This window comes from Streptomyces sp. NPDC058145 (assembly GCF_042884245.1).
Taxonomy (GTDB): domain Bacteria; phylum Actinomycetota; class Actinomycetes; order Streptomycetales; family Streptomycetaceae; genus Streptomyces.
Genome location: NZ_JBHVUH010000005.1, coordinates 172357 through 186868 on the forward strand (window position 1 = coordinate 172357; position 14512 = coordinate 186868).

At 71.6% G+C, this 14512-nt stretch carries 12 protein-coding genes; 7 read left to right on the forward strand and 5 right to left on the reverse strand.

Annotation, left to right across the window (positions count from 1 at the left end; genetic code table 11):
- Positions 1-53 precede the first annotated feature (53 nt).
- Entirely contained in the window at positions 54-1457 is a 1404-nt protein-coding gene (locus ACFVVO_RS13280; RefSeq protein WP_390054417.1) for an MFS transporter, read from the reverse strand.
- Between the two features lie 405 nt (positions 1458-1862).
- Here ACFVVO_RS13280 and ACFVVO_RS13285 point away from each other — a divergent pair, with 405 nt between their 5' ends.
- The gene (locus ACFVVO_RS13285) at positions 1863-2789 is read left to right on the forward strand and encodes a DUF3027 domain-containing protein (RefSeq protein WP_390054418.1); all 927 of its coding nucleotides are present in this window, start codon (positions 1863-1865) and stop codon (positions 2787-2789) included.
- 10 nt (positions 2790-2799) lie between these two features.
- The gene (locus ACFVVO_RS13290) at positions 2800-3270 is read left to right on the forward strand and encodes a DUF3592 domain-containing protein (RefSeq protein WP_390054420.1); all 471 of its coding nucleotides are present in this window, start codon (positions 2800-2802) and stop codon (positions 3268-3270) included.
- Between the two features lie 25 nt (positions 3271-3295).
- Here the strand turns inward: ACFVVO_RS13290 and ACFVVO_RS13295 are convergent, their stop codons facing one another.
- From ACFVVO_RS13295 to ACFVVO_RS13305, 3 genes are all read right to left on the reverse strand, one after another.
- Positions 3296-3889, reverse strand: a complete 594-nt coding sequence (locus tag ACFVVO_RS13295) for a Uma2 family endonuclease (protein WP_390054422.1) — start codon at positions 3887-3889, stop codon at positions 3296-3298.
- 49 nt (positions 3890-3938) lie between these two features.
- Positions 3939-4787, reverse strand: a complete 849-nt coding sequence (locus ACFVVO_RS13300; RefSeq protein ID WP_390054424.1) for a helix-turn-helix domain-containing protein — start codon at positions 4785-4787, stop codon at positions 3939-3941.
- A gap of 155 nt (positions 4788-4942) precedes the next feature.
- On the reverse strand, positions 4943-5470 hold the full coding sequence (locus ACFVVO_RS13305; RefSeq protein ID WP_390054425.1) for an ATP-binding protein: 528 nt from the start codon (positions 5468-5470) through the stop codon (positions 4943-4945).
- Between the two features lie 126 nt (positions 5471-5596).
- Here ACFVVO_RS13305 and ACFVVO_RS13310 point away from each other — a divergent pair, with 126 nt between their 5' ends.
- From ACFVVO_RS13310 to ACFVVO_RS13330, 5 genes are all read left to right on the forward strand, one after another.
- Positions 5597-6442, forward strand: coding sequence for a helix-turn-helix domain-containing protein (locus ACFVVO_RS13310; RefSeq protein ID WP_390054427.1), 846 nt, complete (start codon positions 5597-5599; stop codon positions 6440-6442).
- Entirely contained in the window at positions 6439-6693 is a 255-nt protein-coding gene (locus tag ACFVVO_RS13315; protein WP_390054429.1) for a DUF397 domain-containing protein, read from the forward strand. Before ACFVVO_RS13310 ends, ACFVVO_RS13315 begins: the two co-directional genes overlap by 4 nt.
- 69 nt (positions 6694-6762) lie before the next feature.
- Positions 6763-9891, forward strand: coding sequence for a sacsin N-terminal ATP-binding-like domain-containing protein (locus ACFVVO_RS13320; protein WP_390054431.1), 3129 nt, complete (start codon positions 6763-6765; stop codon positions 9889-9891).
- A gap of 146 nt (positions 9892-10037) precedes the next feature.
- Positions 10038-10982, forward strand: coding sequence for a hypothetical protein (locus ACFVVO_RS13325; RefSeq protein ID WP_390054432.1), 945 nt, complete (start codon positions 10038-10040; stop codon positions 10980-10982).
- Positions 10983-11205: 223 nt separating this feature from the next.
- Positions 11206-12036 (forward strand): hypothetical protein, encoded by an 831-nt coding sequence (locus tag ACFVVO_RS13330; RefSeq protein WP_390054434.1) that lies wholly within the window; start codon positions 11206-11208, stop codon positions 12034-12036.
- A gap of 3 nt (positions 12037-12039) precedes the next feature.
- On the opposite strand, the gene ACFVVO_RS13335 is transcribed toward ACFVVO_RS13330, so the two are convergent.
- Positions 12040-14436 (reverse strand): HAD-IC family P-type ATPase, encoded by a 2397-nt coding sequence (locus ACFVVO_RS13335; protein WP_390054438.1) that lies wholly within the window; start codon positions 14434-14436, stop codon positions 12040-12042.
- Positions 14437-14512 lie beyond the last annotated feature (76 nt).

The window sequence follows — 14512 nt, forward strand, 5'->3', positions numbered from 1 at the left end:
CTATCGGGCACCCGTGGCCGTCCGCCCACGTGGGGTACGGCGTGCCCGGTTCGTTACGCCACTCGCGCCCTGGTCCGGCCGCCGTGCCGGGCCGAGGCGAGCAGCCCGCGCAGTGTGCTCAGCCAGCCGACGGCCACGAACGCGGCGGCGACGGTGAGGCCCAGGGTGCCGTTGAGCGGCATCACGATGCCGACCGCGCCGCCGAACACCCACGCCATCTGCAGCAGCGTCTCGGACCGGGCGAACGCCGAGGTGCGCACCTGCTCCGGCACGTCCCGCTGGATCAGCGCGTCCAGCGACAGCTTGGCCAGCGCCTGGGCGAACCCGGCGACGGCGGCGAGGCAGGCCACGAGGAACGCCCCGAAGAACACGGCGGCCACGATGGCCGTGCCGAGCGCCACCGCGACGACCGTCACGATGATGATCTCGGGCGCCTTCGACTTCAGCCAGGCGCCCACCGCCGTGCCGAGCGCGTTTCCCGCCCCGGCCGAGACGCCGACTATCCCCAGCGAGACCGCCGCGCTCTCACCGGTCAGCGGGTGCTCGCGCAGCAGGAAGGCGAGGAAGAAGATCAGGAAGCCGGACAGGCAGCGCAGCGCGGCGTTGGCGGCGAGGGCGTGCGTGACGGCGGGCCCCACGGTCCGCAGCCCCGGCCGCTTGGCCTGCTGCTTGCGCCGCGGCCCGTGCAGATGCTGTTCGTCGGCCGCGAGCAGCGCCACGTCCTCGCCCTTGGCGGAGTCGACCTTGGGCGGCAGGGAGAAGGACAGAAACGTCCCTGCGACGAAGATCACGAACGCCCCGTACAGCGGCCAGGGATCGCCGAGGGCGTGCAGGCCCGCCCCGATCGGCGCGGCCACCCCGGTGGCCAGCAGCCCGGCCAGGGTGACCCGGGAGTTCGCCTTCACCAGGGAGAAGGCGGGTGGCAGCAGCCGGGGCACGACCGCGCTGCGGACCACTCCGTAGGCCTTGGACGCGACGAGCACCCCCAGCGCCGCGGGATACAGCTCCAGACTTCCGCTCGCCACGGCCCCCGAGATGATCAGCGCCAGCAGCGCCCGGGCCAGCATCGCCCCGGCCATCGCGGCCCGCCGCCCGTGCGGCAGCCGGTCCAGCAGGGGCCCGATGACGGGCGCCAGCACGGTGAACGGGGCCATGGTGATGGCCAGGTAGAGCGCGACACGCCCGCGGGCCTCGTCGGTCGGCACCGAGAAGAACACGGTCGAGGCGAGCGCGACCGTGATCATGACGTCCCCGGCGCCGTTCACCGCGTGCAGTTCGATCAGCTTGCCAAGACCCGACTCGCCCGCGCCGTGCGCGTGCGTGACCTTCCGGATGCCGCGCGCGGTGCCGGTCACCGGGAAGTGCAGGGCACGGCCCACCGCGCGGACGGCACCGCCGACCCGGCCCGAACCGCCACCCCGAACGCTGCCCCTGTCCGTGGCTGCCACGTCGTTCATAGTGCCCCGAGACCCCGCCCGATAGTGCGGTTTGAATTCAAGCGAGTCGGCCGACCTCTTGGTGGCGGGCCGGCGCGGGCCGACTCGCCACCCGATCACCCCATGACGGACACCAGCTCCCGGACTGGTCGATTTTCGGCCAACCGGGCCGTTCGACGGGGCCGGTTCTCGGCCAACCGGCACGCGTGACCGCTCGGGAATCATCGCCGGGCAGCGGCGGACTGTCCCCGACCACCGGCGACCGGGTAGCGTGCGTATCTCAGCCATAACGCAGAATGGATGGCAGAGGTGCGCCCGAGCGCGATCGGATGCGGACGTCGATGCGGCCCCCTGGTCCGCTCCGTCCCCCCAACCGCCGGAGGCAGCCGCACTCATTGCAGACGGCGTAGGAGAGAAGCGATACCTGTGAGCGCAGCGACAACGCGAAGCCGCACCCCCGACCGTCTGTGCGCCGAGGCCATCGACCTCGCCCGCACCGCCGCCGAGGAGGCTGCCGCACCCGGAGTGGTGGGCGAGCACGTCGGGCTGGTGTCGGAGGGCGACCGTGTTGTCACGCACTTCTTCGAGTGCAAGGAGATGGGCTACCGAGGCTGGCGCTGGGCCGCGACGGTCGCCCGAGCCTCCCGTGCCAAGATCGTGACCTTGGACGAGGTGGTCCTGCTCCCCGGCGCCGACGCCCTCCTGGCCCCCGAGTGGGTGCCGTGGAGCGAGCGCCTGCGCCCCGGCGACCTCGGCCCCGGCGACCTGCTCCCCACCGACCAGGAGGACCTGCGCCTGGAGCCCGGCTACACGGGCGAGGAGGAGCCTCTGCCGAACTCGGTCGTGTCCGGGCAGATGGCCGAACTGGCGGAGGCCGAGGACGCGGAGGTCTCTCCCGGCGCCCCGGCCGTTCAGCCCACGACGCCCGTCCGCGGCTCGATCGCCTCGGTGGCGGAAGAGCTGGGCATGCGGCGCGCGAGGGTCCTCTCCCGTTACGGCCTGCATGTCGCGGCCGACCGCTGGGAGGAGTCGTTCGGCCCCACGACCCCGATGGCTCAGGCTGCCCCCGCCACCTGCATGACCTGCGGGTTCCTCACCCCGATCGGCGGCTCGCTCGGCCAGGCCTTCGGTGTCTGCGCGAACGAGTTCTCCCCGGCCGACGGCCGTGTGGTCTCCCTGTCCTACGGCTGCGGCGCCCACTCCGAGGCGGCCGTCATGCCGAAGACCCCGCAGCCGCCCCCGCCGGTCGTCGACGAGACCCGGATCGACGTCTTCCCGCTCCGCCCGGCCCGCGACTCGGGCTCGGTCCCGGAGTCCGGCGACGCGGAGACCGCGGAACTGGGCCACTCCTGAGGGCGGCGTCGTGCGGGTGGGGGTGCGCGGGCGTGCCGTCCGGTGGATCACGTTCGGGGCGATCGCGTTCGGTTCGCTGTTCCTGATCGTCGGGCTGATCCTCACCGGCGTGTCGGTGTCGTTCCTGTCGGACGCGAAGCATGCCCGGGGCACGGTGGTCGCGCTGGAGTGGCGCGAGGACCACACCGGCGGGTCCCGCCGGAAGCGGGCGCACGACGATCCCGTGGCGTACCCGGTGGTCGCGTTCACTTCGGCGGACGGCGTGCGGCGGACGTTCCGGAGCTCCTTCGGCTCCAATCCGCCGTCGTACGAGAAGGGCGAGCACGTCGAAGTCCTCTACGACGCCGATTCCCCCGGCGACGCGCGGATCAAGGGCTTCGCCTCGCTGTGGCTGCTGCCGCTGATCTTCGGCGGTATCGGCCTGGTGATCGCGGGGGTAGGCACGACCGTCGCCCTGGTGACGCGGCGACGCTCCCGCTGAGTATCCGCCGCGGGCCCGGTGCGGGTCAGTCGCCGTAGAGCGGCAGGTTCTCCGACGAGATGGTCCAGTCGCCGATGGTGACGTCCTCGCCGTAGACGAAGTCCTTGCGGGTCGCGTAGCGCGGCCCGTCGGGGGTGGAGTGGATGTCGGTGAGGACGGTGCCGGTGCCGGTGCGGGGGTCGAAGATCGCGTAGACGGGGATGCCGAGAAGCGGGTAGTCCCGCATCTTGCCGACCCAGTCGTTGTCCGGGTTGGAACGCGACGCGATCTCGATCGCGGCGATCAGCGCGCGCGGGTCGAACGACCCGCCACCTTCCATGTCCGCCTCGGCGATCACCATGACGTCGGGGCGCCGCATGATGCCTTCCGGCTCGTCCTCCACGTCCGGTTCACCGGTGTGGGCCACGATCTCCTCGGGCATCACCTTCTCCAGGCGTTTCCGAAGACGCAGCACGGTGAGTTCGTGCGGCCTGCCGGGCGCCATCATGTCGTGGACGATCCCTTCCTTGGTGATCTCGAACTTGCCGGGGATGGTGTCGTCCATCGACTCGATGAGGTCCCGCATGGCCCGGTAGACGTGGTCGGCACCCCGTCGCTCGCTGTCCGGTGCGATGGTCATGGCGCTCGCTCCTCGTCTGTGCCCAGGGGCAAGGATCGTCGCTTTCATGCTAGGCGGCCTCCGGGGGACCTGGGCGGCAGGTGGAGCAGAGTCCTGGGGTCGGGGAGCGGTAGGCGCGGTCGCAGCCCTCGCAGTTCTGGAGCGGGTGCCGGACCGCCGGCGGGGGTGCCGGGGCGCGGAACGGGGGCGGTGGCGGCAACTGGGCCGCCAGGCGATGGGCCAGCAGGGCCGCCGGGCGGCACAGGGGCTCGTTGGGCAGGCCCGTGGTCAGCGCGTGCCGTACGGCCGCCGGTGTCGCGTCCCGTTCCAGCCAGGCGGCGACTCCCGGCGCCAGATGGGCGGTGTCCTGGGCCGACAGCAGCAGGCGGGAGTCGTGGCGGCGGAGGTCCGCGAGCAGGTCCGTGGCCCGCTGCACGAGGGCGGGGGAGGGCTGGGCCGGACGCGGTACGGGCGGCAGCGCCCTGCTCGCGGCCTTCTTCTTCCGGGGCGGCGGCGCCGAGGGGGCGTCCTCGCCACCTCCCGGCTGGTTGCAGGAGACCGTGCGCGTGACGATACGGCCGTCGGACCCGCGTTTCCGCTCGCGCCGCAGATAGCCGTGGGCCTCCAACTCCCGCAGCGCGGCAGCGATCCGGACCGCGCCCTCGGGGAAGCGGGCGGTCAGGGTCCGGATGTCGACGCGGGACCCCGCGGGCAGCGACTGGATGTGCACCCCGAGCCCGATCGCGAGACCGGAGAGCTCCGGGTGCTGGGCCAGGTGGTTGCCGACCACCGTGAAGCGGGCGGAGTGGCGGGTGTTGTCGTGGATCAGCCCGCCGGCGGCCGACCGCCGGTTCGGGTGGTTCTTGGCGACAACTCGGGACTGGGCGCGCACGGGCGCGCTACCGTTCTGGGTATCCATCGGGAAGGGTTTGCTTCCTAGGTGGTCAGGCCCTCGATCGGGATCGCTAGTCCCGGCCGGGGGCCGTATTTTTTGCCGGTTTGCCAATGTGCTGGGCTTGCTGAGCAGAGCGTAGAGCGATCAACAGGGCGCCACGCCAGCCGTGTTGCCGATGTTCACTCTGGCGAGTGAGCGTGCGCCCTCGTGGGCGGGAGGGGTGGGGTTTGGCGGGGTTCTTTCTGCCTCGTGGTCCTTTGGGAAAGAGCGTCACTCGCACCGCAGCACGAGATCCCGGGTCGCGGTGGCAGAGCGATCTCCGCCCACACCGTCTTGCGGGGCGTGAGGCCCGGAGTGACGCCCCAGCGGTCGGCCAGCGCGTCGACCAGCAGTAATCCGCGCCCCGAGTCGCCGTCCGGGTCGGCATTCCCGACGCGGGGGAGCCGGTCGCCGCGGGTGTCGGTCACCTCGATCCGCAGGACGTCCGCGACGACGTAGAGCGTGAGCCGGAAGTCCCGGCCCGTCACCCGCCCGTGCGTGGCCGCGTTCGCCGCCAGCTCGGCCACGATCAGCGCCGCCGGATCCGACGGCACCTCCCAGGAGATGAGTTGCTCCGTGGCGAGCAGCCGGGCCAGACGGGCGCCGCGCGGCGTGGGGGAGAGCCGCACGCTGAAGTTCGGGACACGGGTGGAGATTCGCTGATTCACGTCACTCAGCGTGGCGGCGTGTGCCTACCGTGAACAGTGACGATGTCGGTACGTAGGGTCACTGTCCGGCGCTTGTCCGGTGGTGTCCGGTCTGTCGGGACGGCGGGGACGGGAAGGGGGCGCGCCATGGGCGAGGAAGAGGAACCGGGCTGGGAGGTCGACCCGGACGACGACTGGGGAGTCGCCGTCATCACCACGGTGGGACGGCAGCTCAGGCTGCGCCGCGAGGCGGTGGGCATGCGGGCGGCCGAGTTCGGCAGGGTCGTGGGCTACGGCGAGGACATGGTCTACAAGATCGAGAGCGGCAGGCGGATCCCGCGCCCGGAGTTCCTGGACAAGGCGGACGCGGTGCTGAGCGCGGGTGGGCTGCTGGCGGCGATGAAGGAGGACGTGGCCAAGGTCCGGTATCCGAAGCGGGTGCGGGAGCTGGCGCAGCTCGAGGCGAAGGCGGTCGAGCTTCAGCTCTACGACCCCTTGAACGTCCATGGGCTGTTGCAGACGCCGGAGTATGCGCGAGCTCTGCTGGAGATGCGGCGGCCTGCTTACACCGAGGATGTGGTGGAGCGAGGAGTCGCCGCGAGGGTGGCGAGAAAGTCCGTGTTCGAGCGGGACCCAGCACCGGAGATCAGCTTCATCCAGGACGAATGGACGCTGCGGCGGCCTCTCGGGGGCAGGGAGGTGCTGCTTCGGCAGCTCGAACACCTGCTGATGGTCGGGCAGTTACGGAATGTCGAGATCCAGGTCATGCCGATGGACCGCGAGGAGCATGCGGGAGTGGCGGGAGGGATCGAGGTTCTGAAGTTCGAGAACGGTTCGGCAGTAGGACGCTCCCCCGTGGTGGCCAACGGCCGACCGGTCGACGAGCCGAGGCAGCTCCGTATCCTTGAGCTGCGGTACGGCATCATTCGCGCGCAGGCGCTCACACCACGTGAGTCGACGACCTTCATCGAGAAACTGCTGGGGGCAACATGATCCGCACTACCGATCTGGCGTGGTTCAAGAGCAGCTACAGCAGCAGTAGCGAAGCCGACTCCTGCGTCGAAGTGGCCCTGGACTGGTTCAAGAGCAGCTACAGCAGTAGCAGCGAGGGCGACTCCTGCCTCGAAGTGGCTCCCACCCCCTCCACCATCCACATACGCGACTCCAAACAGGACGCCGGCCCCCTGCTGACCGTCACCCCCGCCACCTGGGCGACCTTCGTCGCCTACGCCTCCCACCGCTGACGCCGGGGCCGGACGGCCACCCGCTCACGGGGCTGTACCTTCGTCCTCACGCAGACGAGGAGAGTGAACGTGAGCAAGTACGTGCGGCCGGCGACCGAGGGCGCCGACCCCTTCGGCACCGCCCGTCTTCGCCGCGGTGTCCTCGACGCCTGGGCCACCAGCCCTGCCCGGTTCCGCGAGGACGCCAACGCCGAGGAGGACCTGGTCCTCGGCGGCTACCGGGACCGGCTCGTCATCGAGCTGGCCCAGAACGCCGCCGACGCCGCCGCCCGGGCGAAGGTGCCGGGACGGCTGCGTCTCACTCTCCGCGACGGAGTACTGGTCGCCGCGAACACCGGCGCCGGCCTGGACGCGACCGGTGTCGAGTCGCTGTCCACCCTGCGCGCGTCCGCCAAGCGGGACGCCGATGACACCCACGGTGCCGTCGGCCGGTTCGGCGTGGGCTTCGCCGCCGTACTGTCCGTCACCGACGAGCCGGCGATCGTCGGCCGGCACGGCGGGGTCCGCTGGGCGCTGGCCGAGGCGCGGGAGCTGGCCGCCGACACCGCCCGGCACAGCCCCGGACTCGGGGACGAGGTCCGGCGCCGGGACGGGCACGTGCCGCTGCTGCGGCTCCCGTTCGCCGCCGAGGGCTCCGCCCCCGACCCGTACGACACCGCCGTCATCCTGCCCCTGCGCGACGCGGCCGCCGCCGACCTCGCCGAACGTCTCCTCGACGCCGTGGACGACGCCCTGCTCCTCGCCCTGCCCGGGCTCGAGGAGGTCGTGGTCGAGGTCGACGGCGATGCCCCGCGCACCCTGCGCCGCCGTACCGAGGACGCCGTCACCGTCGTGGAGGACTCACGCGACGGCGTCACCCGCTGGCGCACCGTCGCCTCGCACGGGCCGCTCACCGCCGAGCTGCTCGCCGACCGGCCGGTGGAGGAGCGCCTGCGCCCGCACTGGTCGGTGACCTGGGCCGTACCGGCGGACGAGCAGGGCCGCCCGGTCCGGCCGCGCACGGCGGCGGTCGTGCACGCCCCCACCCCCAGTGACGAACCCCTCGGCGTCCCCGCGCTGCTCATCGCGTCCTTCCCGCTGGACACCACCCGCCGGCACGCGGCGCCCGGTCCGCTGACCGACTTCCTGGTGCGGCGGGCGGCGGACGCCTATGCCGAACTGCTCGCCGAGTGGCGTCCGGTGACCGACGGTGCCGTCGATCTCGTACCCGGGCCGCTGGGCAAGGGCGAGCTGGACGGCGCGCTGCGCCAGGCGATCCTGGAGCGGCTGCCGCGTACCGCCTTCCTGCCCCCGGCCGCCGACCACAAGGAGGACGACGACCTCCCCGAGGCGCTGCGGCCGAGGGACGCCGAGCTCGTGGAGGGCGCCGGGACGGACACCGTGCGGGTCCTCGCCGAGGTGCTGCCCACCCTGCTGCCCGCCGGGCTCGAGCGCCGCGTGGAGCTGCGCACCCTCGGGGTCGCCCGGCTGCCCCTCGCCGACGCCGTCGACCGGCTCGCCGGGCTGGAGAAGGACCCCGACTGGTGGTGGCGGCTCTACGACAGCCTCGCCGGGGTCGACCCCGACCGGCTCTCCGGGCTGCCGGTGCCGCTGTCCGACGGACGCACCACCATCGGCCCCCGGCAGGTGCTGCTGCCCAGCCCCGACGCCGCCGCCCTGGACCCGGACGTGCTCGGCCGGCTCGGGCTGAAGGTCGCCCACGAGGACGCCGTCCACCCGCTGCTGGAGAAGCTGGGCGCGCTGCCCGCGACCCCGCGCGCGGTGCTGACCACGCCGCAGGTGCGGGCCGCGGTGGCGGCCTCGCTGGACGACGGGGGCGGGGTGCTGTGGGAGGAGGACGCGCCGGACGCGGAGGAACTGGCCGACACCGTCCTCGCCCTCGTCCGTGACGCCGCCCTCGAACCCGGTGACGAACCCTGGCTGGGCGCACTCGCGCTGCCCGACGAGGAGGGCGAACTCGCCCCGGCCGGCGAACTGGTGCTGCCCGGCAGCCCGTTCGCCCGCGTGATTCGTGAGGACGAACTCGCGGCCGTCGACCGTGACTTGGCCGACAAGTGGGGCGAGCAGCCGCTCACCGCCTGCGGGGTGCTCGCGAACTTCGCGCTCGTCCGCGCCACGGACGTCGTCCTCGACCCGGACGAACTGGAACCCCGCGAGGGCGACTTCGCCGAGCCGGACGACGCGGGTCTGCTGGACGTCGTGGACGTGTGGTGCGAGGACATCCTCGACCGCTTCCCGGACACGCCCGTGCCGCCGGTCGCCACCGAACTGGTCGCCGTCCGCGACCTCGACCTGGTGGACGACGACAAGTGGCCGCAGGCGCTCGCGCTGCTCGCCCAGCCGCCGCTGCGCGACGCCCTCACCCAGCCGGTGCGCGTCCTGCTGCCCGACGGCACCCACGAGGTCGTACGCCCGTACACCGCGTGGTGGCTGCGCGGGCACCCGGTGCTCGACGGCCGCCGCCCGGCGGGCCTGCTCGCGGCCGGCGGCGACCCACTCCTGCACGGCCTGTACGACGAGGCCGACGCGACCGGCTTCGAGGACGAGCAGGTGCTGCGCGCGCTGGGCGTACGGACCTCCGTCGCCGCCCTGCTGGACGAGCCCGGCGGCGCCGCCGAACTGCTGGACCGCCTGTCCGACCCCGAGCGGCCCATGAGCCCGGCCCAACTGCACGGCCTGTACGGCGCGCTGGCCGAGCTGGACCCGGAGCGGGTGACCCTGCCGGACGAGCTGCGGGCGGTCGTGGACGGCCGGGTCGAGGTGGTGGACGCGGCCGACGCGGTGGTCGTGGACTCCCCGGACCTGCTCCCCTTCACCTCCGGCGTCCCGCTGCTGCCGGTCCGACCGGCCCGGGCCGCCGAACTGGCCGAACTGTTCCAGGTGCGGCGGCTGAGCGAGTCCGTCACCGGGTCGGTCGACTCCGAGGGCACCGAGCACGACGTACCGGACGCGGTGCGGGTGCTGCTCGGGCCGCGCACGCCCGGCACCTATGTGGAGCACGAGGAACTGGTCGTGGACGGCGTCGAGATCGACTGGCGTCTCACCGACGACGGCACGCTGCACGCGGCCACCCTGGAGGGCGTCGCGGCGGGCCTCGCCTGGGCGGCCGGCCAGTGGCCCCGCCGCTTCGAGGTGGCGGCTCTGCTGGAGGACCCGTCCAGGACGGGGGAGCTGGCCCGTGACCGCTGGTTCGACTGAGGTTCACCGCTGATTTCGTAAGCCGTTCGCAAAACCTTCAACTTTCCTACAACCGTTCCCCTGGGTGGCGGGTCTGATCAGCGAGTCGACTGACTCCACGATCATTTGGGCACCTCCGTGCCCACCCTCTCCACACAGGGGAACGCATGCGCATACGTGCCACCGTGGCCGCCGTCACCGGCGCCCTGGCCCTCTCCGCCTTCGTCGTGCCGGCCGCCCAGGCCGCCGACGGCTCCTCTTACAGCCCCGCCGACCTGGTGAAGGACGCCCGCGCGCTCCACGCCGCCTCCGGCACGTCGGCGTTCAGCTCCTCGGCCGCCGCGGCCACCGACGAGCCCTACACGCTGAACCTGAGCTTCTCCGGCGTGAAGATCAACAACGGCAAGCCGATCGTCGTCGGCACCACCAACCGCGTCTCCGTGCCGGTCACCTACACGGTCACGCACGGCGCGGACGTCGACATCCACGCCGATGACTTCTTCATGGACGTGGACATCTACCGCGGGGCGTTCGACGACCCGAACGCTCGGTTCCAGGTCGGCGACAACTGGCCGTCCTGCACCGACACGTCGGCGACCGTGGCCTCCTGCAAGGCCACCATCGACATCTACCCGCAGGACCCGGACTTCGGGCTGATCAACGCGGACGCCACCACCTGGAAGGCCGAGGGCTACGCCTACGCCTTCAACGGCCAGGACCCGAGCTCCACCGACTTCGACCCCAGCAAGGTCGGCTTCGTGGCTCAGGACGGCCTCGGCACCACCAAGCTGCAGCGCTACTCCAAGCTCACCGTCAACGCCTCCCCGGAGCCGGTCACCAAGGGCAAGACCATCACGGTCACCGGCAAGCTCTCCCGGGCCAACTGGGAGGACCACCTGTACCACGGCTACACCGGCCAGTCGGTGAAGCTGCAGTACCGCAAGAAGAGCTCCAGCACCTACACCACGCTGAAGACCATCACCACCAACTCCACCGGCAACCTGAAGACCACGACCACGGCCACGGCCGACGGTTACTACCGCTTCTCGTTCGCGGGCACCTCGACCACCCCGGCGGTCAACGCCGCGGGCGACTACGTCGACGTGCGGTAAACAGCACCGCTCACCGCTCCGGCCCCGGAAACCCGCCGTTTCCGGGGCCGGAAGCTTTCCTCTCACTTGTGCCAAGGGGCCGCCCCACCTGGGTAACGGGACGGCAATCGGAGCCCAAAATCTGGCCGGAAGACGCTCTCGCCCTACAACCAGCGCCCTGTGTCGCGGATCTGATCGCGTGAGTCGACCGACTCCGATCACTTCTCCCTCCAAGGGAACGCACATGCGTATACGTGCCACCGTGGCCGCCGTCTCCGGCGCCCTGGCCCTCTCCGCCCTCGTCGTTCCGGCCGCGCACGCGGCCACGTCGAGCGGCACGCCGTACACCCTCGACGCCGGCTTCTCCAGCGTCACGATCGCCAAAGCGATCAAGGTCGGCACCACCAACGAGGTCAGCACCAAGTACACCTACACGCTGACCCACGGCGCCGACGTCGACATCACCGCGGAGGACTTCTACACCGACGCGTTCCTCTACCGCGGCTCTTTCGACGACCCGAGCGCCGAGCTGTACGGCGACAACGGGGCGACCTGCACCGCCACCTCGGCGACCACCGCCACCTGCACCGGCACGATCGACATCCACCCGGCCGACGGCGACCTGACGAACGCGGGCGCCGGCACCTGGACCGTGGCCGCCGAGGCCATCGCCTTCAACGGCCAGGACCCGAACAACCCGGACATGAGCAAGGTCGGTTACAAGGACCAGGACGGCCTCGGCACCACCCTGGTGCAGCGCTACTCCAAGCTCACCGTCGACGCCTCACCGGAGCCGGTCTACAAGGGCAAGTCCCTCACGGTCACGGGCAAGCTCTCCCGCGCCAACTGGGAGGACCACCTGTACCACGGGTACACCAACCAGCCGGTCAAGCTCCAGTTCCGCAAGGCCGGCACGAGTACGTACACCACCGTCAAGACGGTCTACTCCGACTCGGTGGGCAACCTGAAGACCACCACCACGGCCTCCTACGACGGCTACTGGCGCTTCAGCTTCGCGGGCACCTCGACCACCCCGGCGGTCACCGCCGCGGGTGACTACGTCGACGTGAAGTAAGCCTCAGGCCGGAAAGCGGCGGCCGACCCATTTCCACAGGAGTTCCAGGGCGGCCGCCGCCACCGCCGCGATGGCCACCGCCGTCCACGGCATGGTGACGCCCACCAGTTTGAGGGCGAAGAAGTCCTGCAGGGCCGGTACGACGAGGACCAGCAGGAAGGCCGCACCCATCGCGGCCACCAGGGCGATCCGCCACCAGGTGTACGGGCGGGCGATGATCGCCAGGACCCACATGGAGATCAGGAACAGCGTCAGGGTGGCCGCGCTTGTCTCCGCCTCCAGGGAGCCCGGGCCGGTGTAGTAGTGCCGGGCCAGCAGGTACGTCGCGAAGGTCGCCGCTCCCGCCAGCACCCCGCCGGGCACCGCGTACCGCATGACCCTGCGGACGAAGTGGGGGTGGGCCCGCTCCTGGTTGGGGGCCAGGGCCAGGAAGAAGGCCGGGACGCCGATGGTGAGGGTGGACAGCAGGGTCAGGTGACGCGGCAGGAACGGGTACTCCACCTGCCAGCACACCACCAGCAGCGCCAGCAGCACCGAGTACACCGTCTTGACCAGGAACAGCGTCGCCACGCGCGTGATGTTGCCGATCACCCGGCGGCCCTCGGCGACCACCGAGGGCAGCGTGGCGAAGCTGTTGTTCAGCAGCACGATCTGCGCCACCGCCCGGGTCGCCTCCGAGCCCGAGCCCATGGAGACGCCGATGTCCGCGTCCTTCAGGGCCAGCACGTCGTTCACGCCGTCCCCGGTCATCGCGACCGTGTGCCCGCCCGACTGAAGCGCGCCGACCATGTCCCGCTTCTGCTGCGGGGTGACCCGGCCGAACACGGTCCCCTCGTCCAGTGCCGTCGCCATGCCCTGCGGGTCGGCCGGCAGCCGGCGCGCGTCCACCGCCGTACCGGACAGTCCCAGCTTGGCCGCGACCGCGCCGACGGACACCGCGTTGTCACCGGAGATGACCTTCGCGTGGACCCGCTGGTCGGCGAAGTAGCGCAGGGTGTCGCCGGCATCGGGGCGCAGCCGCTGCTCCAGCACGACCAGCGCGGTCGGGCGGGCGTCGTGGGCCGGCTCGGGGTCGTCCAGGTCGCGGCTGGCACGGGCCAGCAGCAGGACCCGCAGCCCCTGTTCGTTCAGGCGCTCCGTCTCGGACAGGGCGGGGTCGTCCCGGGTGAGCAGTACGTCGGGGGCTCCCAGCAGCCAGGTGCTGGCCTCGCCGTCGCCCTCGCTGAACGCGGCGCCGCTGTACTTGCGGGCGGAGGAGAAGGGCAGCGACTCGACGCAGCGCCACTCCTCGCTGTCCGGATAGGCGTCGATGATCGCCTGGAGGGAGGCGTTGGGGTGCGGGTCGGACTCGCCGAGGGCGCCGAGCACCTTGCGCACATACGGCACGTCGGCCCCGTTCAGCGCCCGCAGCTCGGTGACGTCCATGCCGCCCTCGGTCAGCGTGCCGGTCTTGTCCAGGCAGACGGTGTCCACGCGGGCCAGGCCCTCGATGGCGGGCAGCTCCTGCACCAGGCACTCCTTGCGCCCGAGCCGGATGACCCCGATGGCGAAGGCCACGGAGGTGAGCAGCACCAGCCCCTCCGGGACCATCGGGACGATGCCGCCGACCGTGCGGGCGACCGCGTCCTTGAGGTTGTCGTTCTTCACCACCAACTGGGTGATGACCAGGCCGATCGCTGCCGGGACCATCATCCAGGTCACGTACTTCAGGATCGTGGAGATGCCGGAGCGCAGCTCGGAGTGGACGAGGGTGAACCGGGACGCCTCCGCGGCGAGCTGTGCGGCATACGCCTCCCGGCCCACCTTGGTCGCCCGGAACGCGCCACCGCCGGCCACGACGAAGCTGCCGGACATGACCTGGTCGCCGGGTCGTTTGAGCACGGGGTCGGCCTCACCGGTGAGCAGCGACTCGTCGATCTCGAGGCCGTCGGCCTCCGCGCACACCCCGTCCACGACGATCTTGTCGCCGGGGCCCGTCTCCACGAGGTCGTCGAGGACGATCTCGTTCGTGGCCACTTCGACGGCGGCCCCGTCGCGCCGGACGGTGGGCCGGGCCTCGCCGATCACGGCGAGCGAGTCCAGGGTCTGCTTGGCCCGCCACTCCTGCACGATCCCGATACCGGTGTTGGCGAGGATCACGAAGCCGAAGAGGCTGTCCTGGATCGGCGCGACGAACAGCATGAGCAGCCACAGCACACCGATGATCGCGTTGAACCGGGTGAAGACGTTCGCGCGGACGATCTCGCCCAGGGAGCGGCTGCTGCGTACCGGGACGTCGTTGACCTGTCCCCGTGCGACGCGCTCGGCGACCTCGGCCCGGGTCAGGCCGGCCGACCGGGCCACTGGCAGAGCCACTGGGTGCACCGGGTCGAGTTCGGCCCCCGCGTCGATGTGCGTCATGCATTCGACGGTACGTGCGGATTTGCGGCTTCACCTGCCGAGTGGGGGGAAGATCCGACCTGGGGAGGAGGGACGT